This is a genomic window from Streptomyces sp. NBC_01622 (assembly GCF_045209635.1).
GTDB lineage: Bacteria > Actinomycetota > Actinomycetes > Streptomycetales > Streptomycetaceae > Streptomyces.
In genome coordinates, this window is record NZ_CP109293.1 from 4,504,936 (window position 1) to 4,529,904 (window position 24,969).

Annotated in this window: 24 protein-coding genes and 1 riboswitch; of the genes, 11 read left to right on the forward strand and 13 right to left on the reverse strand. The window is 70.9% G+C overall.

The window, feature by feature from the left end; all coding sequences use genetic code 11:
* Positions 1-152 precede the first annotated feature (152 nt).
* Both OH768_RS20220 and OH768_RS20225 read left to right on the forward strand, forming a co-directional pair.
* Positions 153-839: a response regulator transcription factor gene (locus OH768_RS20220; protein WP_406455535.1), complete on the forward strand. Its 687-nt coding sequence runs from the start codon at positions 153-155 to the stop codon at positions 837-839.
* A complete protein-coding gene (locus OH768_RS20225) occupies positions 836-2,290 on the forward strand; it encodes a sensor histidine kinase (protein WP_406455537.1) in 1,455 nt (484 codons plus the stop codon). Before OH768_RS20220 ends, OH768_RS20225 begins: the two co-directional genes overlap by 4 nt.
* A gap of 13 nt (positions 2,291-2,303) precedes the next feature.
* On the opposite strand, the gene OH768_RS20230 is transcribed toward OH768_RS20225, so the two are convergent.
* Positions 2,304-2,708, reverse strand: coding sequence for an ATP-binding protein (locus tag OH768_RS20230; protein WP_406455539.1), 405 nt, complete (start codon positions 2,706-2,708; stop codon positions 2,304-2,306).
* A gap of 95 nt (positions 2,709-2,803) precedes the next feature.
* On the reverse strand, positions 2,804-4,360 hold the full coding sequence (locus OH768_RS20235) for an ABC transporter substrate-binding protein (protein WP_406455541.1): 1,557 nt from the start codon (positions 4,358-4,360) through the stop codon (positions 2,804-2,806).
* Positions 4,361-4,649: 289 nt separating this feature from the next.
* On the opposite strand from OH768_RS20235, the gene OH768_RS20240 reads away from it, so the two are divergent.
* The gene (locus OH768_RS20240) at positions 4,650-5,249 is read left to right on the forward strand and encodes a DinB family protein (protein ID WP_406455543.1); all 600 of its coding nucleotides are present in this window, start codon (positions 4,650-4,652) and stop codon (positions 5,247-5,249) included.
* 59 nt (positions 5,250-5,308) lie between these two features.
* Entirely contained in the window at positions 5,309-5,875 is a 567-nt protein-coding gene (locus OH768_RS20245; protein ID WP_406455545.1) for a dihydrofolate reductase family protein, read from the forward strand.
* Between the two features lie 35 nt (positions 5,876-5,910).
* Here the strand turns inward: OH768_RS20245 and OH768_RS20250 are convergent, their stop codons facing one another.
* Both OH768_RS20250 and OH768_RS20255 read right to left on the reverse strand, forming a co-directional pair.
* On the reverse strand, positions 5,911-7,113 hold the full coding sequence (locus OH768_RS20250; RefSeq protein ID WP_406455547.1) for a metallophosphoesterase: 1,203 nt from the start codon (positions 7,111-7,113) through the stop codon (positions 5,911-5,913).
* A gap of 4 nt (positions 7,114-7,117) precedes the next feature.
* Positions 7,118-7,357: an SCO4848 family membrane protein gene (locus OH768_RS20255; protein ID WP_262056102.1), complete on the reverse strand. Its 240-nt coding sequence runs from the start codon at positions 7,355-7,357 to the stop codon at positions 7,118-7,120.
* Positions 7,358-7,448: 91 nt separating this feature from the next.
* Between OH768_RS20255 and OH768_RS20260 the strand changes: the two genes are divergently transcribed.
* The gene (locus OH768_RS20260) at positions 7,449-8,759 is read left to right on the forward strand and encodes a D-alanyl-D-alanine carboxypeptidase family protein (RefSeq protein WP_406455550.1); all 1,311 of its coding nucleotides are present in this window, start codon (positions 7,449-7,451) and stop codon (positions 8,757-8,759) included.
* Here the strand turns inward: OH768_RS20260 and OH768_RS20265 are convergent.
* Positions 8,707-9,657 carry a YihY/virulence factor BrkB family protein gene (locus OH768_RS20265; RefSeq protein ID WP_406455552.1) on the reverse strand — a complete coding sequence of 317 codons (951 nt, stop codon included), beginning with the start codon at positions 9,655-9,657 and terminating at the stop codon, positions 8,707-8,709. The genes OH768_RS20260 and OH768_RS20265 overlap by 53 nt on opposite strands.
* Before the next feature lie 160 nt (positions 9,658-9,817).
* Here OH768_RS20265 and OH768_RS20270 point away from each other — a divergent pair, with 160 nt between their 5' ends.
* A complete protein-coding gene (locus OH768_RS20270; protein WP_406455554.1) occupies positions 9,818-10,561 on the forward strand; it encodes a decaprenylphospho-beta-D-erythro-pentofuranosid-2-ulose 2-reductase in 744 nt (247 codons plus the stop codon).
* A gap of 6 nt (positions 10,562-10,567) precedes the next feature.
* Here OH768_RS20270 and OH768_RS20275 read toward each other — a convergent pair whose 3' ends face one another.
* The 3 genes from OH768_RS20275 to OH768_RS20285 all read right to left on the reverse strand — a co-directional run bounded on the left by OH768_RS20275 (position 10,568) and on the right by OH768_RS20285 (position 13,939).
* The gene (locus tag OH768_RS20275) at positions 10,568-11,146 is read right to left on the reverse strand and encodes a 2'-5' RNA ligase family protein (protein WP_406455556.1); all 579 of its coding nucleotides are present in this window, start codon (positions 11,144-11,146) and stop codon (positions 10,568-10,570) included.
* A 194-nt stretch (positions 11,147-11,340) separates the two neighbouring features.
* The gene (trpS, locus tag OH768_RS20280) at positions 11,341-12,354 is read right to left on the reverse strand and encodes a tryptophan--tRNA ligase (protein ID WP_406455558.1); all 1,014 of its coding nucleotides are present in this window, start codon (positions 12,352-12,354) and stop codon (positions 11,341-11,343) included.
* 130 nt (positions 12,355-12,484) lie between these two features.
* Positions 12,485-13,939, reverse strand: coding sequence for a glycine hydroxymethyltransferase (locus tag OH768_RS20285; protein WP_406455560.1), 1,455 nt, complete (start codon positions 13,937-13,939; stop codon positions 12,485-12,487).
* A gap of 31 nt (positions 13,940-13,970) precedes the next feature.
* Positions 13,971-14,060, reverse strand: a riboswitch (ZMP/ZTP riboswitch).
* A gap of 91 nt (positions 14,061-14,151) precedes the next feature.
* Between OH768_RS20285 and rocD the strand changes: the two genes are divergently transcribed.
* Together rocD and OH768_RS20295 are read left to right on the forward strand one after the other, a co-directional pair.
* The gene (rocD, locus tag OH768_RS20290; protein ID WP_406455562.1) at positions 14,152-15,357 is read left to right on the forward strand and encodes an ornithine--oxo-acid transaminase; all 1,206 of its coding nucleotides are present in this window, start codon (positions 14,152-14,154) and stop codon (positions 15,355-15,357) included.
* Between the two features lie 74 nt (positions 15,358-15,431).
* Positions 15,432-16,277, forward strand: coding sequence for a hypothetical protein (locus OH768_RS20295; protein WP_406465362.1), 846 nt, complete (start codon positions 15,432-15,434; stop codon positions 16,275-16,277).
* Position 16,278: 1 nt separating this feature from the next.
* Here OH768_RS20295 and OH768_RS20300 read toward each other — a convergent pair whose 3' ends face one another.
* Entirely contained in the window at positions 16,279-17,688 is a 1,410-nt protein-coding gene (locus OH768_RS20300; protein ID WP_406455564.1) for a PLP-dependent aminotransferase family protein, read from the reverse strand.
* 46 nt (positions 17,689-17,734) lie between these two features.
* Between OH768_RS20300 and OH768_RS20305 the strand changes: the two genes are divergently transcribed.
* The 3 genes from OH768_RS20305 to OH768_RS20315 are packed head-to-tail and all read left to right on the forward strand — an operon-like array spanning position 17,735 to position 19,421.
* On the forward strand, positions 17,735-18,232 hold the full coding sequence (locus OH768_RS20305) for a carboxymuconolactone decarboxylase family protein (protein ID WP_406455566.1): 498 nt from the start codon (positions 17,735-17,737) through the stop codon (positions 18,230-18,232).
* Positions 18,229-18,675, forward strand: a complete 447-nt coding sequence (locus tag OH768_RS20310; RefSeq protein WP_406455568.1) for a carboxymuconolactone decarboxylase family protein — start codon at positions 18,229-18,231, stop codon at positions 18,673-18,675. The genes OH768_RS20305 and OH768_RS20310 overlap by 4 nt, the downstream gene beginning before the upstream one ends.
* Entirely contained in the window at positions 18,672-19,421 is a 750-nt protein-coding gene (locus OH768_RS20315) for an isocitrate lyase/phosphoenolpyruvate mutase family protein (protein ID WP_406455570.1), read from the forward strand. The genes OH768_RS20310 and OH768_RS20315 overlap by 4 nt, the downstream gene beginning before the upstream one ends.
* Positions 19,422-19,435: 14 nt before the next feature.
* Here OH768_RS20315 and OH768_RS20320 read toward each other — a convergent pair whose 3' ends face one another.
* Genes OH768_RS20320 through OH768_RS20335 form a run of 4 tightly spaced genes read right to left on the reverse strand, consistent with a single transcriptional unit; the run spans position 19,436 to position 24,954 of the window.
* Entirely contained in the window at positions 19,436-20,392 is a 957-nt protein-coding gene (locus tag OH768_RS20320; protein ID WP_406455572.1) for an ABC transporter substrate-binding protein, read from the reverse strand.
* 1 nt (position 20,393) lies between these two features.
* A complete protein-coding gene (locus OH768_RS20325) occupies positions 20,394-22,349 on the reverse strand; it encodes an ABC transporter permease (protein ID WP_406455574.1) in 1,956 nt (651 codons plus the stop codon).
* Entirely contained in the window at positions 22,349-23,419 is a 1,071-nt protein-coding gene (locus OH768_RS20330) for a glycine betaine/L-proline ABC transporter ATP-binding protein (protein ID WP_406455576.1), read from the reverse strand. Before OH768_RS20330 ends, OH768_RS20325 begins: the two co-directional genes overlap by 1 nt.
* Entirely contained in the window at positions 23,419-24,954 is a 1,536-nt protein-coding gene (locus OH768_RS20335; protein ID WP_406455578.1) for a GMC family oxidoreductase, read from the reverse strand. Before OH768_RS20335 ends, OH768_RS20330 begins: the two co-directional genes overlap by 1 nt.
* Positions 24,955-24,969: the final 15 nt, after the last annotated feature.

Sequence of the window (24,969 nt, forward strand, 5' to 3'; positions counted from 1 at the left end):
GTTGCCTCGGTCGATCGGTCGGTTGGTCCCCCAGGTCCTGGGCAACAGAATTGGCGGTTGCACGCGCGCGTGGACACGTCCTGGCCATGACTCTCAAGGAACTCCAAAGACCGGACGGCCCCGATGTCAGTGGTGCGGCCGATACTGGGGGCATGACGGCTCCAGGAACCGTGCTGGTGGTGGAGGACGAACCGAGCATCGCCGACGTCCTCGCCATCGCGCTGCGCTACCACCGCTTCGAGGTCATGACCGCGGGCACCGTCCGCGAGGCGCTCGCGCTGGCCGAGCGCACCCGCCCGGACTGCGCGCTGCTGGACGTGATGCTCCCGGACGGCGACGGCCGCGCGCTCGGGCGGGAACTGCGCGCCCGCAGGCCCGACCTGGCGCTCGTCTTCCTCACCGCGCGGGACGCGCCGGCCGAGATCGTCGGCGCCCTCGGCTTCGGCGACGACTACATCACCAAGCCCTTCGACATCGACGTGGTCGTCGCCCGCATCACCGCCGTCCTGCGCCGCACCCGCCCCGCCGACGTCCTCCCCCAGCGCCCGCCGCTGCGCTACGGCGACCTGGAGCTGGACGAGACGACGTACTCGGTGCACCGCGAGGGCCGCTCGGTCGAGCTGACCCCCACCGAGTACGCCCTGCTGCGCTTCCTGGTGCGCAACGGCGGCCGGATCGTGCCCAAGGAGCAACTGCTGCGCCATGTCTGGCAGTACGAGCACACCCCGCCGGAGTCGACCGTCGTCGAGACCTACATCAGCTATCTGCGGCGCAAGCTGGAGACTCTCGGACCGCCCGTGATCACCACGCGGCGGGGCGTCGGATACGGGCTCGCATGAAATTCCGCCTGCCGAACTGCGAGCGCGGCGCCCACTCGCTGCGCGCCAAGCTGACCCTGGCCAACCTCGCGCTGCTCTCCCTCGGCATCGTCATGGCCACCGCCGTCAGCCTGATGGGCATGCGGCACTACCTGCTCGCCCAGGTCGACGCGGAGCTCACCAAGTCCCGTGACTCGCTGAGCAGTTCGCAGCTCACCATGCGGCAGATCAACGTCCTGAGCTCACTGGCCGGCATCGGCGACCGGCTGGTGCCCCAGCAGCAGCCCGGCTCCCCGAAACCGGACACCGTGTTCGCGGCGGTCGACCGCCAGGGCAAGGTGCTCACCATCGCCGGGTACGCCCCGACCGCCGCACAGCGGGCCCTCGCCGACGCCTTCCACGACCCGGCCAGGCTCACCAAGGACCGCACACCGCGCGACATCTCACTGCGCGGCGACTCCTACCGGGCGACCGGGACCCGGCTCACCGACGGCACGTACATCCTGATCGCCGCCTCCACCGGCGGCCTCCACCACGGCATGGCCAAGGCCCTCAAGCTGGACCTCACCTTCGGCAGCCTGCTGCTGGTGCTGCTCGCCACGCTCACCATGGTCAGCGTGCGGCGGCGGCTGCGGCCCCTGGAGGCCATGGTGGAGACCTCGACGGCGATCGCCGAGGGCGACCTGACCCGGCGCGTGCCCTCCAGCCACCATCCGACCCAGGAGGTCGAGCAGCTGCGGCTCGCCCTCAACTCCATGCTCCACCAGGTGGAGTCGGCGTACCGCACACGCGAGCGCACGGCGGCCCAGCTCCGCCGCTTCGTCGCCGACGCCTCGCACGAACTGCGCACCCCGCTGTCGGCGATACGCGGCTACCTCCAGCTCTACGACAAGGGCATGCTGACCGAGCCCGACGAGCGCAGACGCGCCTGGGACCGGATGAACGCGGAGGCCGACCGCATGGGCCGCCTCGTCGACGAACTCCTCACCCTGGCCCGCCTGGACCAGCGGCCCGAACTGCGCTTCAAGAACGTCGACCTGAGCCGCCTGGTGCGCGACGCCGCCGAGGACCTGCGGGTGCAGCAGCCGGAGCGGCCGGTCACGGTCGGCGCCGACGGCTCCCTGCTGGTGCGCGCCGACGAGTCGGGCCTGCGCCAGATACTCGGCAACCTGGTGACCAACGTCCGCACCCACACGCCCGCCGACGTGCCCGTGCGGCTCGGTCTGGAGCGCGAGGACGGGGTCGTACGTCTGTGTGTCGCGGACGAGGGCCCGGGACTGGAACAGGACGACGCGGCCCGTATGTTCGACCGCTTCTTCCGGGCGGGCGGCGGTGCGGGCAGCGGACTGGGGCTGGCGATCGTGCAGGGCGTCGTCCAGGCGCACGGCGGGGACGTGGCGGTACGGACGGCACCGGGCGAGGGGCTCGCGGTGACGGTGACACTGCCGACGCGGGCGCCCGTGGCGTCGTAGAACACCGGGCAGTTCAGGGGGTGTCGGTCTGGACGAGGGCCCACACCGTCTTGCCGTGCGCGCCGCGGTTCCAGACGCCCCAGGCCGCCGCGACGCCCTCCACGAGATGCAGACCGCGGCCGGCCTCCTCGACGTCCGTCACGACCCGCAGCCGGGGTTCGACCCGGCCCTCGTCCGACACCTCGATGAGGCAGGAGCCGTCCGCGAGGGCCGTCACCGCGACCTCGAACTCCCGCTCAAGGAGCGGCCCGTGGCGTACCACGTTGGTGGCCGGCTCGGACACCAGGAGCACCGCGTCCTGGAGCGCCGGATCGTCGCTCGCGTGCCCCCAGTCGGCCAGATGGTCCCGGACCCGGCGCCGGGCGAGCCCCACCGAGGCAGGGTGTCGGGGCAGCCGGAAGGAGTTGCGTCTGACCACGTCGGCTCCTCACCCCGCGCACACCTCCGTCACATGGTGCTGCGTGCGCGGGCCGTCCGGCGTCACTCGGCCGAAGCCGGCCCTGCGGGCGGGGGTCAGATCCAGTCCAGCGCCCACAGCCGGAACACGCCGGTGCCGTCCGTGAGGTAGGAGATGCCGCCGATGTCCTCGCTGCTCACGACGTACTCCTTGCGCTGCCACAGCGGGATCAGCGGCACGTCCTGGGCCACATCCGTCTGGAGGTCGCGGAAGTCGTCCGCGACGCGGCTGCGGTCGGCGAACTTCTGGCTGTTGAGGATGAGCTGGTCGACGAGCTTGTTGCTGTAGCCGGTGTTCATGGTGGAGCCGGTGCCGACGAGCGGGGAGCCGAAGGTGTCCGGATCGGGGTAGTCCGCGACCCAGCCGACCGCGTACGCGTCCAGCTTGCCGGTGGCCCAGCGCTTCTGGAAGTCGGTCCACTCGTAGCCCTTGACGTCCACCTTGAACAGGCCGCCCGCCTCCAGCTGCTTCTTCAGCTCGGCGGCCTCCTCGGCGCCGGAACCGTGCCCGATGCCGTAGCCGTAGGTGAAGCGCACCGGGACGGAGACACCGGCCTCTTCGAGGAGTGCCTTCGCCTTGCTGACGCTCTCGGCGGGGTACGCGTCGAAGAAGGACGTCGTGTGGCCGACGATGCCGGCCGGGATCAGCGAGTACAGCGGGTCGACCGTGCCGTCGTACACCGTGGCGGCCAGCTCGTCGCGGTTGATCAGCCAGGCCATGGCCCGCCGGACGAGGACGTCGTGCAGGGGCGTGCCCTTACGGGTGTTGAGGTACAGGTTGCGGGTGTCGGAGCTGTCGGCCTCCGACACCCGCTGGTTCGGGTCGCTGGCGGAGAGCCCGGAGAGCATCTTCGGCGGCAGCTGCCGGGTGGCGACCTGGACCTGCTTCGCCTTGTACGCCTTCTGCAGCGCGTCCGAGTCGGCGTAGTACCGCAGCTCGATCGGGCTCCCGGTGCTCTTGACCGCGCCCTTGTAGTGGCTGTTGGGCTTGAGGACGGCCTTCTTGTCCTTCGTATACGTCGACAGGGTGTACGGCCCGGTGCCGTCGACCTGGAATCCGTTGCGCGGGGCGTCCTTCGGGTACTTGCTGCTGTCGACGATCGCACCGGCGCCGGTGGCCACCTTGAACGGGAACGTGGCGTCCGGCGACGACAGATGGAAGGTGACGGTCATCCCGGAGGCGGTGACCGAGCCGAGCGTGGAGAGCAGGGACGACGGGCCGACATCCGAGTTGATCTTCTTGACCCGGTCGAAGGAGTACTTCACGTCCTGGGCGGTCATCTTGCGCCCGCTCGGGAAGGTGAGCCCGTCGCGCACCACACAGCGGTACGTCGTCAGCCCGCTGCCCACGAAGCCGCAGCTCTTGGCCGCGTCCGGGACGGGCGCCGTACCGCCCGAGTCGAACGTCATCAGCGACTGGAAGACATTGCTGTACAACGCCCAGGAACCCACGTCGTACGCGGCGGCCGGGTCGAGCGACGTGACGGCGTCCGTCGTCCCCACCGTGATCGTCTTGTCCTTGTTCCCGTCCGACGGCAGCAACTGCCAGCCGCCCACTCCCACGGCCGCCAGAACCAGCAGCGTCGCGAGAATCCGTATGCGAACCGACCGCATCGGTGTGCCCTCCCCAGAACCCTCCCGGGTTCCTGCGCATATGCCACTCCCCTAGTGGCGCGGATCACCTAACCACAGGAGTTTCGTCCGGGGGAAGAGGGTTCTGCCGAGATGAGAAAGAACTTACCGACGAGTGTTAATCGCCCGTTTCACAGGCGCCTCATAGCCATGTGACGGGGGCACCCCTAGCCGGCAACTGGGCCTGTTTCGAAGCCAGTTCGACGACCGTCGTCGCGGACCAAGTACGGGATCTTGAGACCACGAACAGCCCATGGCAGGCTCATGCCGCATGATCGATGAATTCGCGAAGGAAAGCCTGCACGGCAGACTGCGGCGGGACCGCGAGGCGCTGCTCTGGAAACTCGACGGCTTGTCCGAATACGACGCCCGCCGGCCTTTGACGGCGACCGGGACCAATCTCCTCGGCCTCGTCAAACACGTGGCCACCGTCGAGGCCAGGTACTTCGGCGAAGTCTTCGACCGCCCTTCCCCGGAACCGCTGCCCCGGTGGCAGGACTCCGACGGCAGCGATCTGTGGGCGACCGAGGACGAGACCCGCGATCAGATCACCGGGTTCTACCGGCGCACGTGGGAACACTCGGACGCGACGGTCAACGAGCTTCCCCTCGACGCCCCCGGCCACGTGCCGTGGTGGCCGGAACCGTATTCGAACACGAACCTGTTCGCCATCCTGGTCCATGTCCTCGGCGAGACCAACCGGCACACCGGGCACGCCGACATCCTGCGCGAGGGCCTCGACGGCCGGACCGGGATGCGCCCCGAACACGAGCAGCCGATCGACGAGGAAGCCCGTACGGCCTACCGCGCGAAGATCGAGCAGGCCGCCAGGCCGGCCGCACCCGTCAAGGCTCGGATCGCGCACCGATGAGTTTCCCGCGCCGTGCGGGTCTGTACGAGTGAGACCGACTCACGGAAGGCCGGCACACCATGCGGAAACTGATCTACGGCATGAACCTTTCCCTGGACGGCTACATCGCCGCGCCCGGCGACGACATCGGCTGGAGCGGACCGCCGAGCGACGAGCTGTTCCAGTTCTGGTCCGACCAGTTGCGGGCGACCGACCTGTCGCTGTACGGGCGCAAGCTGTGGCAGACGATGAGCTCCTACTGGCCGACCGGCGACCAGCAGCCCAATGCCACCCCGGCGGAGATCGAGTTCGCGCGGAACTGGCGGGACATGTCGAAGGTGGTGTTCTCCTCGACGATCGACAAGGTCGACTGGAACACCCGCCTGGTCACCGGCGACGCGGTCGCCGAGATCACCCGGCTCAAGGCCGGGGACGGCGGCCCGATGGACATCGGCGGCGCGACGCTCGCCGGGGCGGCCATGCGGGCCGGGCTGGTCGACGAGTACGTGCTGGCCACCGCGCCGGTCCTGGTGGGCGGCGGCACGCCGTTCTTCACCGCGCTGGACAACTGGGTGAACCTGAACCTGGTGGAGACGCGGACGCTTGCCGGCGGCGTGATCCTTACCAGGTACGAGACGAGGCGGTGACCCGGACCACCGCCCGAGCCACCCCAACACGACAACTAGGCCTGTTTCGACGCCAGTTCGACGATCGTGATGTCCGACGGCGCCCCCACGCGGGTCGGCGGTCCCCAGGCACCCGCGCCCCTGCTGACGTACAACTCGGTGTCCCCGTAACGCTCCAGGCCCGCGACCGTCGGATTGGCCGCCGCCGCGATGAAATTGCCGGGCCACAACTGGCCGCCGTGCGTGTGCCCGGAGAGCTGGAGGTCGACGCCGTGCTTCACGGCCTCGTGGATCTGCACGGGCTGGTGCGCGAGCAGCACGCACGCGCGCGTGACGTCACGATCCCCGAGCGCCTTCCCGAAGTCGGGCCCCTGTCCCTCGCTCTCGCCCTGGAGGTCGTTGACCCCGGCGAGGTCGAAACCGGGGAGTTCGGTGCGGGCGTTCTCCAGGGTGTGGATACCGAGCCTGCGGACCTCTTCCAGCCACTGTTCGGCACCGGAGAAGTACTCGTGGTTGCCCGTGACGAAGAACGACCCGTGCCGCGCCCGCAGCCCGGCCAGCGGTGCCGCCGCCGGCCCCAGGTTCTTGACGCTGCCGTCCACCAGGTCGCCCACGACCGCGATCAGATCGGGCTGCGTCGAGTTGATCGTGTCGACGACCTTCTGCGCGAAACCCCGCCCCAGGACCGGCCCCAGATGGATGTCGCTGACGACCGCGATCCTGAACCCGTGCGCGGACCGCGGCAGTTTGGCCAGCGGCACGGTGACCCGCTTGACGCCCGGCCCGCGCAGAACCCCGTAGGTGCCGTATCCGACGGTCCCCACGGCGGCAGCGGCAGCCGCACCCCCGACGACCCGGGAGACGAAGAGCCGACGGGAGGGGGCCGCTTCGGGGGCTGCGGATTCGGTCTCCTCTACGACCGCCCCGGCCCGCCCGCGCCGTCCGACGAACCGGCGCAGCAGCGGCCGTAGGACCTCTCCCGCGAGGACGGCCAGCAGCAGGTAGATCGCCAGGGCCATCCACAGGAAGCCGGGCCAGCCCAGGACGCGCTGGAGCCAGAGGGGGGCGCCGCCGCGCTCGGCGGCCAGGGCCGCGATCATCAGTACCGGGCCGGCCACGAACACGGCCGTGCCGGTGATTCGGGCCGGTCCCCACGCGCGCGTGGTGTCGCGGACCAGGCGGCGCCAGGCGTACCAGTGCGCCCCGCCCAGGACGGCTGCCGCGACCAGGACGACGAGAACGATGACGCCGATGGCCACTTCTTTATGACGTCTCGCGCAGTGCGCGCAGTCCACGCAACCCGAGGCCCCCGATGACCGTCCCCAATACGAAGGACACGACGGCCAGGGTCAGATGCACCCAGAAGTAGGCCGTCGGCCGGCCGTCGTCGAAGGCCAGTCCGCTGCCGTCCGCGACGAGATTCTTGACGAAAGTGATCCAGATGATCCAGCTCCACACCCCGAAGGCGAGCAGGAACCAGGAGACGGGGCGGCTGAGCTTCATGAGTCCAGTATCGCCGTCGTCCTCCGGGGCCGGTGGCCGGGGTGGGGCCGGTGACGGGACTTCGGGTCCCCGGGCATGTACGTTCACGTGCGTGCCCGCTCCACTGAAGACCGTCAGGCGATCCCTGCTGGTCCTTTCCGCCGCCCTGTCGTCCCTCGCGCTCACCGCGCCGCTCGCCCTCGCGGCTCCGAGTGCGACTCCCACTCCGAGCGCCGCCACAAGTGCATCGGCGAGTCCTACGGCCACTCCCCCGGCGACCATGTCGTCGGTGGGCGGCACCAGGCTCGCGCAGGCGGGGACGCAGGTCAATCAGGCGGCCGGTGTCCCCGTGCTGCCGAAGGACCTGACCGCGCGGTCGTGGATCGTGACGGACGCCGAGTCCGGTGATGTGCTGGCCGCGCACAACGCGCACTGGCGGCTGCCTCCGGCGAGCACCCTGAAGATGCTGTTCGCGGACACCGTGCTGCCGAAGTTCCCGAGGACGACCGAGCACAAGGTGATCGCGTCCGACCTGGCCGGCATGGGCGCCGGCTCCAGCGTGGTCCCGATAAAGGAGGGCGAGAGCTACACGGTCCGCGACCTGTGGCTCGGGGTCTTCCTGCGCTCCGGCAACGACGCCGTGCACGTCCTGTCCCACATGAACGGCGGCGTCGACCAGACCGTCGCCGACATGAACGCGCACGCCCAGGACCTCCAGGCGCTGGACACGCACGTGGTGACGCCGGACGGCTTCGACGAGCCGGGGCAGGTCTCGTCGGCGTACGACCTGACGCTGTTCGCGCGTTCCGGGCTGCAGAAGAAGGACTTCCGCGAGTACTGCTCGACGGTGAGCGTGAAGTTCCCTGGCGAGACCACGAAGGTGAAGGGCAAGTCGGTCCGCGGGACCTTCGAGATCCGCAACACCAACCGGCTGCTGAGCGGCGACTCGGACGTGTCGGTGTATCCGGGCATCGCCGGGGTCAAGAACGGCAACACCACCAACGCGGGCGCCACCTTCACCGGGGTCGCCGAACGCGGCGGCAAGGTGCTGCTGGTGACGGTCATGAACCCGGAGAAGGACGAGCACAACGAGGTCTACAAGGAGGCCGCGAAGATCCTCGACTGGGGCTTCCAGGCGGACGGCAAGGTGCAGCCGGTGGGTGAGCTGGTCGCGCCGAAGAACGCGGCGCAGGCGAGCGCCCAGCCGGGTGCGACGGCCAGCGGGGAGGCGGGCGGCGACACGGCGGGCACGAAGCCGTCCGCGTCCGCCACCCCTGTGGCCGCCGAGGAGGACGGTTCGAGCGGGGTCGGGATCGCGCTCGCGATCGTCGGCGGGCTGCTGGTGCTGCTGGCCGGCGGTGTCTTCCTGGTCAACCGGCGCTGGCCGCTGCCGGATCTGGTCCGTCGTCGCCCGCGTCCCTGACCTTGGGGTCCCCGGCGTCGTCGGCCGGGACGTAGTCGTCGTCCTCGTCCGGGCTGCTCGGGGTCGCCGTCCAGGCGGCGCAGAACAGGACGAGTTTCGAGGTGAAGTTCATCCACAGCAACAGCGCTACGGGGACGCCGAACGCGCCGTACATGCTCTTCGCGGCCACGCCCTGGATGTAGCCGCTGAGCAGCAGCTTCAGCAGTTCGAAGCCGACCGCGCCGATCAGCGCGGCCACGAGGAGCCGGCGGCGCGGGGGCTCGACACCGGGCAGCAGGGTCAGGACGTACAGCAGGAGCAGGAAGTCGGCGAGTACGGCGACGGCGAACGCGGCGATCCGCAGCAGGATGCCGCCCCAGCCGCCCTGGGCGATGCCCAGTTGGCCGTTGATCCAGTCGACCAGTGCGGAGGCGACGGTGGAGACGGCGATCGTCGCGAGAACGGCGCCGCCCAGGCCGACCAGCACCCCGGCGTCGATGAGCTTGCGCAGCAGCGGGTTCTCGTCGCGGTCGGGCAGCTCCCACACCGCGCGCAGGCACTCCCGCATCGAGCCGACCCAGCCGATACCGGTGATCAGCAGAACGACACCGGCGATGAGGCCGATGGTGCCCGCGTTGTCCACCAGGGAACCGATGTTGAGCTGGTCGGAGATGCCGGGGACCTGCTCGGCGATCTTGTCCTGGAGTTCGTGCTGCTGGTCGGTGCTGAGGGTGGCGGCGGCGATCGCGGCGGCCACGGTCAGCAGCGGGAACAGCGCGATGAAGCTGATGAAGGTCATGGCGGCGGCGAGCTGCGACCACTTCACCCGGTCGAGGCGCTCGTACGACCGCCACGCGTGCGTGGCCGTCAGGCGCGCCACCAGCGGCCCGACGAGGGGGAGCTTCTTCAGCCAGTCCATGATCCGATTCTGCCCCCGTCCACCGACACCGATGTGCGAGTACCCCACAAACACGGGTGCGTGGCGCCCTATTGAACGGCATCCGATTAATCGCCCATTTCAGGGAGGCCGCCGATGCCATACGACCAACCTCCCATAAGTGGGCGATACGGTCACGGGCATGCGTCCTCCACAGTCCCTCCTCGTTCTCGGCGGTACGTCCCGGATCGCACTGGCCACCGCCCGCAGACTCGTCGCCCGCCGCACCCGCAGGGTGTGGCTCGCGGGCCGCCCCTCGCCCGCCCTGGAGAGTGCCGCTTCACAACTGCGCTCCCTGGGGGCCGAGGTCCGCACCGTCGCCTTCGACGCGCTCGACCCCGACTCCCACGAGACCGTGCTCGGCAAGGTCTTCGCGGAGGGCGCCGTCGACCTGGTACTGCTCGCCTTCGGCACCCTCGGCGACCAGGCCCGCGACGAGCGCGATCCGGCCGCCGCGGTGCGGGTCGCGCACACCAACTACACCGGCGCCGTCTCGTCCGGCCTGATCAGCGCCCGGGCCCTGCAGGCCCAGGGCCACGGCTCCCTGGTGGTGCTCTCCTCGGTGGCCGGCGAACGGGCCCGCCGCTCGAACTTCATCTACGGCTCCAGCAAGGCCGGCCTCGACACCTTCGCGCAGGGCCTGGGCGACGCGCTGCACGGCACGGGCGTGCACGTCATGGTCGTACGACCGGGGCTCGTACGGTCACGGACCATGGCCGACCCGAGGGCTGCCTCGCTCACGACCACCCCCGAAGCGGTCGCCACAGCCATCGAACTCGGCCTGCGCCGCGGCTCGGAGACGGTGTGGGTGCCGGGAACGCTGCGCGTGGTGACGTCGGTGCTACGGCACCTCCCGCGGGGGCTGTTCAGACGACTGGCGGTCTGATCGCGCTCAATGGCTGGGGATCGTGCCGCGGTCGGTGCGGGCCGCCTGGGGTGGTACGACGGCGCCGCCGAAGGTGAACTCGCGGAGTTTGCGCCAGACGTCGTCGGCGCCCTGTTCGTAGAGCGCGAAACCGGTGCAGGGCCACTCGGCGCAGTAGTCGGCGAGCGCCTCGAAGGCGCGGTCCATCGACTCGTCGTCGATGCCGTGGGCCACGGTGACGTGCGGGTGGTACGGGAAGTGCAGCTCGCGCGCCACCGGGCCGGAGGCGGCGCGGATCTGCTTCTGCAGCCAGGTGCAGGCGGCGGCGCCCTCGGCCACCTGGACGTAGACGACCGGGGACAGCGGCCGGAACGTGCCGGTGCCGGAGAGCCGCATCGGGAAGGGGCGGCCGGCGGCGGCGACCGAGACGAGATGGTCCTCGACCTCGGACAGCTGCGCGGCGTCCACCTCGGTGGGCGGCAACAGCGTGACGTGCGTGGGGATGCCGTGCGCAGCGGCGTCACCGAAGCCCGCGCGCCGCTCCTGGAGCAGGCTGCCGTGAGGCTCCGGGACCGCGATCGACACGCCGATCGTTACGGTCCCCACGTCGTCTCCTGTCGTCCTGTCGGTGGTCGTGATGGTGCTGTCCGGTGGTCCTGATGCCGAGGGGGGCGGCCACGCGCGCGGCCACCCGGCTATCGACTGTACGGCCACACCTGAGTTGTGGGCAGGCGCAACCGTAGTGATGTGCAGCGCTCTGTCCAGTGGTACGCGGTCGGTACCGGGTGCGGTCGTGCGCCTCAGTGCTTGGCGGGCAGGAAGCCGACCCGGTCGTACGCCTGGGCGAGGGTCTCGGCCGCGACGGCCCGCGCCTTCTCCGCGCCCTTGGCCAGGATCGCGTCGAGCGTCTCCGGGTCGTCCAGATACTGGTGGGTGCGCTCCCGGAACGGCGTCACGAACTCGACCATGGCCTCGGCGAGGTCCGTCTTGAGCGCGCCGTACATCTTGCCCTCGTACTCGCGCTCCAGATCGGCGATCGACCTGCCGGTGAGGGTCGACTGGATGGTGAGGAGGTTGCTGACGCCCGGCTTGTTCTCGGCGTCGTAGCGGATCACGGTCTCCGTGTCGGTGACCGCGCTCTTGACCTTCTTCGCGGTCGCCTTCGGGTCGTCGAGGAGGTTGATCAGGCCCTTCGGGGTGGACGCCGACTTGCTCATCTTGATCGACGGGTCCTGAAGGTCGTAGATCTTCGCCGTCTCCTTGAGGATGTACGGCTTCGGGATCGTGAAGGTCTCGCCGAAGCGGCCGTTGAAGCGCTCGGCGAGGTCGCGGGTGAGCTCCACGTGCTGGCGCTGGTCCTCGCCGACCGGGACCTCGTTCGCCTGGTAGAGCAGGATGTCGGCGACCTGGAGGATCGGGTACGTGAACAGGCCGACGGACGCGCGGTCCGAGCCCTGCTTGGCGGACTTGTCCTTGAACTGCGTCATGCGGGCGGCCTCGCCGAAGCCGGTCAGGCAGTTCATGACCCAGGCGAGCTGGGCGTGCTCGGGGACATGGCTCTGGACGAAGAGCGTGCAGCGCTCCGGTTCGAGTCCGGCGGCCAACAGCTGCGCGACGGCCAGCCGGGTGTTGGCGCGCAGGTCCGCCGGGTCCTGCGGGACCGTGATCGCGTGCAGGTCCACGACCATGTAGAACGCGTCGTGGGACTCCTGGAGGGCCACCCACTGGCGGACGGCGCCGAGGTAGTTGCCGAGGTGGAACGAGCCTGCGGTGGGCTGGATTCCGGAGAGCACGCGGGGTCGGTCTGAGGCCATGCCTCTTATTGTCTCAGAGGTGTGGGGGTGGTTTCGGAGCGTGGGGAACCGACGGCCGGTGGGGGCTGGTCGCGCCCACGCGGCGGAGTCGCGTATTGACACCGCCGCGCGCCCGTGAAAGCAGGTCGGCTCAGCCCAGGTCGATTTCCGGGTACAAGGGGAATCCCGCTACCAGGTCCGCTGCCCGCTGGGCGATCTCCTCCGACACCTTCTCGTCCAGGACATGGGAGGCCTTGCTCGGGGTGCCCGACTTCGTCGTGCCCGGTTCGGTGCTGGTGAGGACTCGGTCGATCAGGGACGCGACCTCGTCCATCTCGGCGGTGCCCAGGCCGCGGGTGGTCAGCGCGGGGGTGCCGATGCGGATGCCGGAGGTGTACCAGGCGCCGTTCGGGTCGGCGGGGATCGCGTTGCGGTTGGTGACGATGCCGGAGTCGAGGAGGGCGGCCTCGGCCTGGCGGCCGGTGAGGCCGTAGGCGGAGGCGACGTCGATCAGGTTGAGGTGGTTGTCGGTGCCGCCGGTGACGAGGGTGGCGCCCCGGCGCATCAGGCCGTCCGCCAGCGCGCGGGAGTTGTCGACGATGCGCTGGGCGTAGTCCTGGAAGGAGGGCTGCCGGGCCTCGGCGAGGGCGACGGCCTTGGCGGCCATGACATGCGGGAGCGGGCCGCCGAGGACCATCGGGCAGCCGCGGTCGACCTGGTCCTTGAGGGAGTCGTCGCACAGGACCATGCCGCCGCGCGGGCCGCGCAGCGACTTGTGGGTGGTGGTGGTGACGATCTGGGCGTGCGGGACCGGGTCGAAGTCGCCGGTCAGGACCTTGCCCGCGACCAGGCCCGCGAAGTGCGCCATGTCGACCATGAGGGTCGCGCCGACCTCGTCGGCGATCTCGCGCATGATGCGGAAGTTCACCAGGCGGGGGTAGGCGGAGTAGCCGGCGACGATGATCAGCGGCTTGAAGTCGCGGGCCGACGCGCGCAGGGCGTCGTAGTCGATGAGGCCGGTCGCCGGGTCGGTGCCGTAGGAGCGCTGGTCGAACATCTTGCCGGAGATGTTCGGGCGGAAGCCGTGGGTGAGGTGGCCGCCGGCGTCCAGGGACATGCCGAGCATGCGCTGGTTGCCGAAGGCGTGGCGGAGTTCGGCCCAGTCGGCGTCGGAGAGGTCGTTGACCTGGCGGACGCCCGCCTTCGCGAGGGCGGGGACCTCGACGCGGTCGGCGAGGACCGACCAGAAGGCGACGAGGTTGGCGTCGATGCCGGAGTGCGGCTGGACGTAGGCGTGGCGGGCGCCGAAGAGTTCGCGCGCGTGCTCGGCGGCGAGGGACTCCACGGTGTCGACGTTGCGGCAGCCGGCGTAGAAGCGGCGGCCGATGGTGCCCTCGGCGTACTTGTCGCTGAACCAGTTGCCCATGGCCAGCAGGGTGGCCGGGGAGGCGTAGTTCTCGGAGGCGATCAGCTTGAGCATCTCGCGCTGGTCGGCGACTTCCTGGCCGATGGCGTCGGCGACGCGCGGCTCGACGGCACGGATCACATCGAGGGCGGCGCGGAAGGCGGTGGACTCGTTGGAGAGGGGCGCGGAATTGTCGGGCATGGGGACCTCCGGACGTGGCGTTCGGCGTTCTCGGTACGGCCCAGGCGCACGGCACACATTGCAGCTCGGGCCGCTCCCCGATGGTCGGTCCCATCCCAGCGCGCCAGTCACGGCCCGCCGGTCAGCCTACCGGGCGGGCCCGACGGTGCGGCTCCCGCGTCCACCATGCGGGCGAGGGTAGGAAAGGGGCACCCTCACCCCCGGGAGACGCCGTGACCAGTACGGAAGCCCTCATCGCCGCCGCCGAGGCGCACACCCCGCACACCTATCACCCGCTGCCGGTGGTGATCGCCACCGCCGAGGGCGCGTGGATGACGGACGTGGCGGGGCGGCGCTGTCTGGACCTGCTCGCCGGGTACTCGGCGCTGAACTTCGGACACGGCAACCCGCGGCTGATCGCGGCGGCGAAGGCCCAGTTGGAGCGGGTGACGCTGACATCGCGAGCGTTCCACCACGACCGGTTCGGCGCGTTCTGCGAGCAGTTGGCCGAGCTGTGCGGCATGGAGCTGGTGCTGCCGATGAACACGGGCACGGAGGCGGTGGAGACCGCGCTGAAGACGGCCCGGAAGTGGGGGTACCGGGTCAAGGGAGTGCCCGACGGGCGAGCGAAGATCGTGGTGGCGGGCAACAACTTCCACGGCCGTACGACGACGATCGTCGGCTTCTCGACCGACCCGGAGGCGCGGGCGGACTTCGGGCCTTACACGCCGGGCTTCGAGATCGTGCCGTACGGGGACCTCACCGCGATGCGGGCCGCCGTCAGCGAGAACACGGTGGCCGTGCTGTTGGAGCCGATCCAGGGCGAGGCGGGGGTGCTGGTGCCGCCGGCCGGATATCTGCCGGGGGTGCGGGAGTTGACGCGGGAACGGAACGTGCTCTTCATCGCCGACGAGATCCAGTCGGGGCTCGGGCGGACGGGGCGGACGTTCGCGTGCGAGCACGAGGGCGTGGTGCCCGACGTGTATGTGCTGGGCAAGGCGCTGGGCGGCGGGGTGGTGCCGGTGTCGGCGGTGGTGTCGAGCGCGGAGGTGCTGGGGGTGTTCCGGCCCGGGGAGCACGGGTCGACGTTCGGCGGGAATCCGCTGGCGTGCGCGGTGGCGCTGGAGGTGATCGCGATGCTGCGGACGGGCGAGTACCAGGCGCGGGCGGCGCAGCTCGGGGAGCATCTGCACGGAGAGCTGCAGCAGTTGAAGGACACCGGGCGGGTGACGGCGGTGCGGGGGCGGGGGCTGTGGGCCGGGGTCGACATCTCTCCGGCGGTCGGGACGGGCCGGGAGGTCTCGGAGCGGCTGATGGAGCGGGGCGTCCTGGTGAAGGACACCCACGGGTCGACGATCCGGATCGCGCCACCGCTGATGATCAGCGAGGAGGACCTGGACTGGGGACTGGCCGGACTGCGGGCGGTGTTGGGGGTCTAGAGATGGGTGAGAGGGCCGGCACGGGAGGCCGGTGGCGATCTCCCCTCCCCTAGAGTCCCTCTGTGCTCTTTGGAATGGTGTGCGCGCTCGGCGCGGCGATCTGCTTCGGTACGGCGACGGTCCTGCAGGCGGTTGCCACGCGGGCGGCGACGACGGGTGGGGGCGGGGACGCGGCGCTGTTGCTGCGGGCGCTGCGCCAGTGGCGGTACATGGCGGGGCTCGGGCTGGACGGGCTCGGGTTCGTGTTCCAGATCGCGGCGCTGCGGTCGCTGCCCATCTACGCGGTCGGGGCGGCCCTGGCGTCGAGCCTCGCGGTGACGGCGGTGGTGGCCGCGCGGCTGCTGAAGGTGCGGCTCAGCGGGGTGGAGTGGGCGGCCGTCGGTGTGGTGTGCGCGGGCCTCGCGATGCTGGGGCTGGCGTCCGGGGCGGAGGGGGACCGGGCCGGGTCCACGGCGTTGAAGTGGGCGATGCTGGGGACGGCCGGTGCGGTGCTGCTGCTCGGGCTGGTCGGTGGGCGACTGCCGGAGCGGGGGCGGGCGTTGACGCTCGGCCTGGGGGCCGGGTTCGGGTTCGGGGTCGTCGAGGTGGCGGTGCGGTTGATCGACTCTCTGGAGCCCTCGACGCTGGTGGCGAATCCGGCGACGTACGCGCTGCTCGTTGGTGGGGGCGCCGGGTTTCTGCTGCTGACGACGGCTCTGCAGCGGGGGTCGGTGACGACGGCCACGGCGGGGCTGGTGATCGGGGAGACGATCGGGCCGGCGGCGGTGGGGGTGGTGTGGCTCGGGGACCGTACGCGGGAGGGGTTGGAGTGGCTGGCGGTGCTGGGGTTTGCGGTGGCGGTGGTGGGGGCGTTGGCGTTGGCACGGTTCGGTGAGGCGCCGGAGGAAGCATCCGACCAGGCCTCCGTAGAGACCGTGTAGATCACGGCAGCACCCTGCACAGCGCCTCCACCGCTCCCGCCCACGCATGGTCCGGGGGTGTGCCGTAGCCCACCACCAGGGCGTCCAGGGGGTCGGCCTGGGCGTGTTCGTGGCGGTAGGAGGAGAGCGGGTGCAGGGCCAGGCCCTGCCAGGCGGCGGCCTGGACCACGGACTGTTCGGTGCTGGGTGGGAGGCTGAGGACGGCGTGGAAGCCGGCGGCGATGCCGGTGACGTGGACGTCGGGGGCGTGCTGGGCCAGGGCCTCGACGAGGTTGTCGCGGCGGCGGCGGTAGCGCAGGCGGGCGGCGCGGACGTGGCGGTCGTGGGCGCCGGAGGTGATGAACTCGGCGAGGGTCAGTTGGTCCAGGACGCCGCAGGTGTCGACGCCGCCCTTCGCCTTCACGACCTCGTCGGCGAGTGACGGCGGCAGGACCAGCCAGGCCAGGCGGAGGCCCGGGGCGAGGGACTTGCTGGCGGTGCCGAGGTAGACGACGTGGTCGGGGTCGAGGCCCTGGAGCGCGCCGATCGGCTGGCGGTCGTAGCGGAACTCGCCGTCGTAGTCGTCCTCCAGGACCAGGCCGCCGGTGCGCCGGGCCCAGTCGACGACGGCGGAGCGGCGGTCGTGACGGAGCGGGACGCCCATGGGGAACTGGTGGGCCGGGGTGAGCAGGACAGCCGGCTCGTCCGTCAACTGCCCCGGGTTCGTGCCCAGTTCGTCGAAGGGGAGCGGGCGGGTGCGCAGGCCGGCCCCGTCGAGGATCTGCCAGTGCGCGGGCAGGCCGTAGGACTCCACCGCGATGGTGTGGGCGCCGCGGGCCCGTAGTGCGGTGCCGATCAGCCGCAGGCCGTTGGAGATGCCCGCGCTGATCACGATGTGCTCGGGGTCTGCGCGGACGCCGCGGGCTCGGGCGAGGTAGGCGGCGAGGGCGGTGCGCAGGTCGGCACGGCCGCGGGGGTCGCCGTAGCCGAGGGCCTGGTACGGGGCGGAGGTGAAGGCGCGGCGGGCGGCCTTGAGCCACTCGGCGCGGGGGAAGGAGGCGAGGTCGGGGGTACCGGGGACGAGATCGTAGGCGGGGCGCGTGTGGAGGCGGCGGGGCGGGGTCGTGTCGGCGGGCGGGACGACCGCGCGGTCGGCGACGCGGGTGCCGGAGCCCTGGCGGGCGGTGAGCCAGCCCTCGGCGACCAGGTCGGCGTAGGCGTCGGCGACGGTGTTGCGCGCCACGCCCAGGTCGGCGGCGAGGGAGCGGGAGGAGGGGAGCCGGGTGCCGGGGGCGAGGCGGCCGGTGCGGACGGCGTCGCGCAGCGCGTCCGTCAGGCCCCGGCGGACGCCGGTGCCGGTGCCGGTACCAGTGCTGGTGCCGGTCGGTTCGAGATGGAGGTCTACGCCCAAAGTGGCCCACGTTTTCACCATGGAAATGGACCATACTCCTGGGCTGCCTGGCTTCTAGGGTCGAAACATGACCACAGCACAGGAAGCTCCTTACGCCCCCGAACACAGCCCCCGTCTCAACTGGGCCGAGCACGCCCCTGAGGTCTACAAGGCGATGGTCCGCCTCGACGCGGCGGCCCGTCGGGGGCTCGACCCGAAGCTGCTGGAGCTGGTGAAGATCCGTGCCTCGCAGCTCAACCACTGCGCGTTCTGCCTCGACATGCACACCAAGGACGCGCTGGCGGCGGGCGAGAGCGTGGAGCGGATCATCCAGCTGGGGGCGTGGGAGGAGTCGCGGCACTTCTACACCGAGAAGGAGCTCGCGGCGATCGAACTGACCGAGGCGGTCACCGTGATCACGGACGGCTTCGTGCCGGACGAGGTGTACGAGCGGGCGGCCGAGCGGTTCGAAGAGGCCGAGCTGGCGCAGCTGATCGCCGCAATCACGGTGATCAACGCCTGGAACCGGTTGGGGGTCAGCACGCGGATGGTGCCGGGGCACTACAAGGCGGGACAGCACAAGTGACCTTGCGGACGCGGGTGTTGGACCGGGAGGTCGGGCGGGCCTTGGCCACGGTGAGCGCCGCGGCGAAGAAGGGGCTGGGCGATCCCGGCCTCGCCGAGCTCGTCGTGATCCGGGCTTCGCAGCTCAACCACTGCGCGTTCTGCCTGGACATGCATCTCGCCGCCGCCCGTGAACTCGGGGTGAGTGAGCGGCAGTTGGACATGGCGGCTGCCTGGGAGGAGGCCGAGGGTGTCTTCGACGAGCGGGAGCGGGCCGCGCTCGCGCTGACCGAGGCGGTGACCGTGCTGACGGAGGGATTTGTGCCGGATCAGGTGTATGCGAGAGCCGCCGCGCATTTCGACGAGGGCCAACTCGCCCATCTCATCGGGCTGATCACCGCCATCAACAACTGGAACCGGGTGATGGTCAGCCGTCGTATCGAGCCCGGGGGTTATCCGTCTTGAGTGGAGTCGAGGTCTTTCGGAGTCTGCATCGGCGGCGGCTCCCCGGTGATCCGCTCGTGCTGCCCGGGCCCTGGGATGCCGTGAGTGCGCGGGTGTTCGTCGACGCCGGGTTCCCGGCGCTCGCCACGCCCAGTGCCGGGGTCGCCGCCTCGCTGGGGTATGCGGACGGGGCGACTCCGGTGGACGAGATGTTCGCGGCGGTCGCGCGGATCGTGCGGGCGGTGGACGTGCCGGTGTCGGCCGATGTCGAGGGCGGGTACGGGCTCGCGCCCAAGGAGTTGGTGGAGCGGCTGCTGGAGGCGGGTGCCGTGGGGTGCAATCTTGAGGACTCCAACGGGGGTGTCCTCAAGGACCCGCGGCAGCACGCCGAATGGCTCGCCGAGGTGCGGGCGGTGGCGGCGGACCAGTTGTTCGTCAACGCCCGCGTCGACACCTTCCTGCACGGCGACGGCAATCCCGAACGGGCCATCGAGCGGGCCGCGTTGTATGTCGCGGCGGGTGCGGACTGCGTCTATCCGATCGCCGCGCCCACCGATGTGCTGCCGCTGCTGCGCTCCGGCGTCCAGGGGCCGGTCAACGTGTTCGCGCGGGCGGACGGCGAGGGCCCCTCGCCCGCCGAACTCGGTGAACTCGGGGCCACTCGCGTCACGTTCGGGCCGGGGCTGCAGCGCCGGGCGGCACGCGCGCTGCAGGGAATGGCCGCCGAGCTGAAGCGTGGTGAGCTGCGGGGGCGGCGGGCCGGCTGAGGCCGTGAGCGGGGTCAGGACAGCCATGCCTTCCAGGTGGCGGGGTGGCTGTCCACCCACTTCTTCGCCGCGTCCGCCGGGGACAGCTTCTGGTCGGCGATCATCAGGGAGACCTCGTTCTGGTCCTCGGTCGTCCACTTGAACCTCTTCAGGAAGGCCGCCGCCTTGCCGCCCTTCTTCGCGAAGTCCGTGTTGAGGTACTTCTGGAGCGGGGTGTGCGGGTAGGCGCAGGCGACCTTGGCCGCGTCGGCGTCGCAGCCCTCCTTGTAGGCGGGGAGTTCGACCTCTGTCATGGGGACCTTCTTGAACAGCCACTGGGGTGCGTACCAGTAGGTGAGGAAGGGCTTCTTCTCCTTGGCGAACTGCTTCATCTGGGTGATCTGCGCGGCCTCCGAACCGGCGAACACCACCTGGTAGTTGAGCTTCAGGTTGGCCACCAGCGCCTTGTCGTTGGTGACGTATGAGGGCGAACCGTCCATCAGCTGGCCCTTGTTGCCGCTCTCGGCGGTGCGGAACAGCGAGGAGTACTTGTCGAGGTTCTTCCAGTCGGTGATGTCCGGGTGCTGCTTGACGAGATACGTCGGGACGTACCAGCCGATGTGCCCGGTCACCCCGAGACCGCCCGCGCGCGTGATCGTCTTCTTGTCGTCGACGTAGCGCTTCTCCTGGTCGGGGTGGCCCCAGTCCTCCAGGATCGCGTCGACCCGGCCCTGGCTGAGCGCGTCCCACGCGGGGACCTCGTCGACCTGGACGGTGTCGACGCGGTAGCCGAGCTTGTGCTCCAACAGGTACTGCGCGACGGCCACGTTGGCCTGCGCGCCCACCCAGGACTGGACGGAGAGGGTCACGGTCTTGGCGCCCTGCGCGTTGGCGAAGGGCGAGGCCTGCTTGGTCATGTCGGCGGCGCCGCAGCCCGAAAGCAGGGCGAGGGACATCACCGCGGCCACCGAATGAACCGAACGAACTCGCATGTCACGCTCCCTTCTTGGTGCGGCGTTCCGTCGGCTGGGTCACCCGGTCGAGCATCAGGCCGAGGCAGACGATCGCGGCGCCCGCGACCAGGCCGGTCGCCAAATCGCCCTGGGCCAGGCCGAACACGGCGTCGTAGCCGAGCGCGCCACCGCCGACCAGGCCGCCGATGATGACGACGGCGAGGACGAGGACCACACCCTGGTTGACGGCGAGCAGCAACGCCGGGCGGGCCAGCGGGAGTTGGATCTGCCGCAGCTGCTGGGTGCTGGTCGCGCCGAGCGAGCGAGCAGATTCCAGGGCGGCCGGGTCGACCTGGCGCAGGCCCTGGGTGGTGATGCGGACGACGGCGGGGAGGGCGTAGACGACGGCCGCCGCTACGGCGGGGGCGCGGCCCACGCCGAAGAGGGCGACGACCGGGATCAGGTACACGAACTGCGGCATCGTCTGGCAGACGTCGAGGACGGGGCGCAGGGCGCGTTCGAAGCGGTCGCTGCGGGCGGCGGCGATGCCGGTCGCGAAGCCGAGGACGAGGGTGACGGCCACGGCGGCGAGCACCTGCGACAGCGTGTCGAGCGACGGCTTCCACACGCCGAGCACACCGATCGCGGCCATGGCGAGGACGGCGGTGAGCGCGGTGCGCCAGGTGCCGATCACCCAGGCGAGGGCGGCGACGATCAGCAGCACCGACCACCAGGGCAGCCACTGCAGTCCGTCGCGTACGGGGTCCAGGACCCAGGTGGTGAAGTGGCCGGCCCAGTCGGCGGTGCCGCCGAGGTAGGGGACGCCGGAGTAGAGGTGGGCGGTCATCCAGTCGACGACGCGGTTCACCGGTTCGGCGATGTCCAGGCTCCAGCCGGAGGGCCAGTCGAGAGCGCCGGCGAGACGGGCGGCGACCGCTACGACGACGGTGGCGCCGAGGGCGTACAGCCACGGGCGGAGGCCCGATCCCGGCTCCCCCACCGGCTCGTCGGTCTGTTCGCCCGCCGCCGCCGTGACGCGGTCCAGTACGACGGCCAGGAGCACGATCGGGATACCGGCGGCCAGCGCCGCGCCCACGTCCACGGAGGCGAGGGCCTGGTAGACGCGGTCGCCGAGGCCTCCGGCGCCGATCACGGAGGCGATGACGGCCATGGAGAGGGCCATCATGATCGTCTGATTGAGGCCGAGGAGGAGCTGCTTGCGGGCCAGCGGGAGCCGCGCGGTCAACAGGCGTTGGCGTCCGGTGGCGCCGAGGGACTCGACGGCCTCCAGGACCTCCGGGTCGGCCTCGCGCAGGCCGAGCGCGGTGAGGCGGGCCATGGGCGGGGCGGCGTAGACGACGGTGGCGAGGACGGCGGCGGGGACGCCGATGCCGAAGACGAGGACGACGGGGAGGAGGTAGGCGAAGGCCGGGAGCACCTGCATGGTGTCCAGGACCGGGCGCAGTGCGCGGTCCGTCCGCTCGGAGAGGCCGCCGGCCAGGCCGAGCAGCGCGCCCACGACGACCGAGGTGAGCACCGCGACCACCATGAGCGCGAGCGTCTGCATGGTCGGCACCCACATACCGAGCAGCCCGCAGACGAGGAAGGCGACGCCGGTCCCGACCGCGAGCCGGACACCGGCCACCCGCCAGGCGACGAGCGCGCCGAACGCGGTGACGCCCGCCCAGCCCGCGGCGAGCAGCACCAGGTACACGGCGCGTACGGACAGGACGACGGCGTTGCTGATGTAGCCGAAGAAGTAGAGGAACAGCGGGGAGCTGTCGCGGTTGTCGATGATCCAGTCGTTGGCCCGGCCCAGCGGTCCGGACAGGTCGACGGTGAGGGCGCCCGGCCAACTGCCGCTGGACCAGTGGGCGTTGGCGAGCGGTACGAGGACGGCCGCGGCGAGCGCGAGCAACAGCAGCTTGTGCGCGGCCCGGTGCCGGAGGACGCCGGGGAGGGCGAGGCGCGGGGCGGGTGCGGTGACCGTGGCCATCAGACCGCCTCCTTGCCGATACCGGCGAGCTCCGCCCCTGCCACGACGTCCAGCAGCCGGGCCTGGTCGACCACGCCCAGACAGCGGCCGTCCTCCACGACACAGGCGGGCTTTCCGCTGCGGGACACGACCTTGATCGCCTCGGCGACGACCGTGTCGGCCGCGAGCGCACCGGGGTGCTCCGCTCCCCCGCAGTCCCCGGCCCGCATCGCCGTACGGACCGTCATGACGTCCGCTCGCGGTACGTCCCGTACGAACTCGCGGACGTAGTCGTCGGCCGGGGAGCCCACGATCTCCTCGGGGGTGCCGAGCTGGACGATCCGGCCGTCGCGCATCAGGGCGATGCGGTCGCCGAGCTTCAGCGCCTCGTTCAGGTCGTGGGTGATGAAGACCATCGTGCGGCCCTCCTCGCGGTGCAGCCGGACGACCTCCTCCTGCATGTCGCGCCGGATCAGCGGGTCGAGCGCGCTGAACGGCTCGTCGAAGAGGAGGACTTGGGGATCGACCGCCAACGCCCGGGCCAGGCCCACGCGTTGGCGCTGGCCCCCGGAGAGCTGGCCGGGGCGGCGCTGCTCCATCCCCTCCAGGCCGACCTTGGTGACGACCTCGGCGGCCCGGCGGCGGCGCTTCGCCTTGCCGATGCCCTGGATCTCCAGGCCGTAGGCGACGTTGTCCAGGACCGTGCGGTGCGGGAGGAGGCCGAAGTGCTGGAAGACCATCGCGGCGCGGTGGCGGCGGAGTTCGCGCAGCCGGGACCTGTCCATGGCGCGGACGTCCTCGCCGTCGATGGCGATCGAGCCCGCGGTCGGTTCGATGAGGCGGGTGAGGCAGCGGACCAGGGTGGACTTGCCGGAGCCGGACAGGCCCATCACCACGAAGACCTCGCCCTTGCGGACGTCGAAGGAGACGTCGCGGACGGCGGCGGTGCAGCCGGTACGGGTGCGCAGGTCGGCGGCGTCGAGGGCGGCGAGTTCCGGATCGGCCGGGATCTGCTCGGACTTGGGGCCGAAGACCTTCCAGAGGCCGTCCACGGAAAACACGGGACTGTTCACGGCAGTTGAGGTACTCATCACGCACCGCCCCCGATCAGGTCCACGGCCCGTTCGCCGACCATGAGCACCCCGATCATCGGGTTCACGGCGGGCATGGTCGGGAAGACGGAGGCGTCGGCGATACGGAGGCCGTCCAGGCCGCGGACCCTCAACTCGTGGTCCACCACGGCCAGTTCATCGGTCTCGGCGCCCATACGGCAGGTGCCCGCCGGGTGGTAGACGGTGTGGGCGACCTTGCGGGCGTACTCGCTCAGTTCGGCGTCGCCGAGGATCTCCGGGCCGGGGGCCACTTCCCGCTTGAGCCAGCCCGCGAGGGGCTCGGTGCGGGCGATCTCGCGGGCGATGCGGATGCCGTCGACGAGGGTGCGGGCGTCGTAGTCGTTCTCGTCGGTGAAGTAGCGGAAGTCCAGGGCGGGTTTGACGGCCGGGTCGGCGCTCTCCAGATACAGGCGCCCCCGGCTCTTCGGCTTGGGGATGTTCGGGGTCATCGAGACGCCGAACTCGGGGCGTTCGTAGCCGAGTCGCTCGGGATGGTCGGTGAAGGGGACCTGGTAGAAGTGGAACATCAGGTCGGGGCCCGGGTGCCCGGGGTCGCGGCGCACGAACAGGCCCGCGTCGGAGTCCATCGCGGAGTTCTCCGGGATCGGCCCGTTGGTCTCCCAGACGATCACCGACTCGGGGTGGTCGAGGAGGTTCTCGCCGACGCCGGGCAGGTCGAGCGCGACGGGGATGCCGAGTGCTTCGAGGTCCGCGCGGGGGCCGATGCCCGAGTGCAGGAGCAGACGCGGGGAGTCGACGGCGCCCGCGCAGAGGACGACCTCGCGGCGGGCCCGTACGAGGAGCTCCTCGCCGTCCTTGGTGCGGACGTGGACACCCTCGGCGCGGGTGCCGTCCAGCTCCAGGCGGTGGGCCCAAGTCTCAAGGAAAATGGTCAGGTTGGGGCGCTCGTCCATCACCGGGTGGAGATACGCGACGGACGCGCTGGACCGCTTGTTGTTCTCGGGGTGGTAGGCGAGGTCGAAGAAGCCGACGCCGTCCGTGAAGGGGGCCTTGTTGAAACCCTCGACGCGCGGGACACCGAGCGCCTCCTGGGCCGCGTCGACGAAGTCGCGGGCGATGGCGTTCCGGTCCTTCTCGTCGACGGGGACGATGTTGTTGAGGAGGCGGGCGTAGTACGCCTCCATCGATATCGCGCCCCAGCCCTTGGCGCCGGCCGCCTCCCACTCGTCCCAGTCGGACGGCAGCGGCTTGAAGGCGATGAGGGTGTTGTGCGAGGAGCAGCCGCCGAGGACGCGGGCGCGGCTGTGCCGGATGTGGGAGTTGCCGCGTGGCTGCTCGGTGGTGGGGTAGTCGTAGTCCAGCTCGCCGCCGAGCAGACCCATCCAGCGGCGCAGGGTCAGTACGTCCTCGCGGCCGACGTCGCTGGGGCCGCCCTCGATGACGGCGACGGTGACATCGGGGTTCTCGGTGAGGCGGGAGGCGATGACGGAGCCTGCGGTGCCGCCGCCGATGACGACGTAGTCGTACGAGTACGAGCTCTCGTGCTCGGGCATGGGGGTACTCACTCC

Excerpts from the sequence above, each read along its gene's own strand:
- OH768_RS20235 (WP_406455541.1), bottom strand. The coding sequence starts at position 4,360 with ATGCGGTCGGTTCGCATACGGATTCTCGCGACGCTGCTGGTTCTGGCG.
- OH768_RS20305 (WP_406455566.1), top strand. The coding sequence starts at position 17,735 with ATGACCACAGCACAGGAAGCTCCTTACGCCCCCGAACACAGCCCCCGT.
- OH768_RS20300 (WP_406455564.1), bottom strand. The coding sequence starts at position 17,688 with ATGGTGAAAACGTGGGCCACTTTGGGCGTAGACCTCCATCTCGAACCG.
- OH768_RS20335 (WP_406455578.1), bottom strand. The coding sequence starts at position 24,954 with ATGCCCGAGCACGAGAGCTCGTACTCGTACGACTACGTCGTCATCGGC.
- OH768_RS20330 (WP_406455576.1), bottom strand. The coding sequence starts at position 23,419 with ATGAGTACCTCAACTGCCGTGAACAGTCCCGTGTTTTCCGTGGACGGC.
- OH768_RS20285 (WP_406455560.1), bottom strand. The coding sequence starts at position 13,939 with ATGCCCGACAATTCCGCGCCCCTCTCCAACGAGTCCACCGCCTTCCGC.
- OH768_RS20265 (WP_406455552.1), bottom strand. The coding sequence starts at position 9,657 with ATGGACTGGCTGAAGAAGCTCCCCCTCGTCGGGCCGCTGGTGGCGCGC.
- OH768_RS20295 (WP_406465362.1), top strand. The coding sequence starts at position 15,432 with ATGGTGTGCGCGCTCGGCGCGGCGATCTGCTTCGGTACGGCGACGGTC.
- OH768_RS20270 (WP_406455554.1), top strand. The coding sequence starts at position 9,818 with ATGCGTCCTCCACAGTCCCTCCTCGTTCTCGGCGGTACGTCCCGGATC.
- OH768_RS20225 (WP_406455537.1), top strand. The coding sequence starts at position 836 with ATGAAATTCCGCCTGCCGAACTGCGAGCGCGGCGCCCACTCGCTGCGC.
- OH768_RS20240 (WP_406455543.1), top strand. The coding sequence starts at position 4,650 with ATGATCGATGAATTCGCGAAGGAAAGCCTGCACGGCAGACTGCGGCGG.
- OH768_RS20325 (WP_406455574.1), bottom strand. The coding sequence starts at position 22,349 with ATGGCCACGGTCACCGCACCCGCCCCGCGCCTCGCCCTCCCCGGCGTC.
- OH768_RS20255 (WP_262056102.1), bottom strand. The coding sequence starts at position 7,357 with ATGAAGCTCAGCCGCCCCGTCTCCTGGTTCCTGCTCGCCTTCGGGGTG.
- OH768_RS20220 (WP_406455535.1), top strand. The coding sequence starts at position 153 with ATGACGGCTCCAGGAACCGTGCTGGTGGTGGAGGACGAACCGAGCATC.
- OH768_RS20320 (WP_406455572.1), bottom strand. The coding sequence starts at position 20,392 with ATGCGAGTTCGTTCGGTTCATTCGGTGGCCGCGGTGATGTCCCTCGCC.
- OH768_RS20245 (WP_406455545.1), top strand. The coding sequence starts at position 5,309 with ATGCGGAAACTGATCTACGGCATGAACCTTTCCCTGGACGGCTACATC.
- trpS (WP_406455558.1), bottom strand. The coding sequence starts at position 12,354 with ATGGCCTCAGACCGACCCCGCGTGCTCTCCGGAATCCAGCCCACCGCA.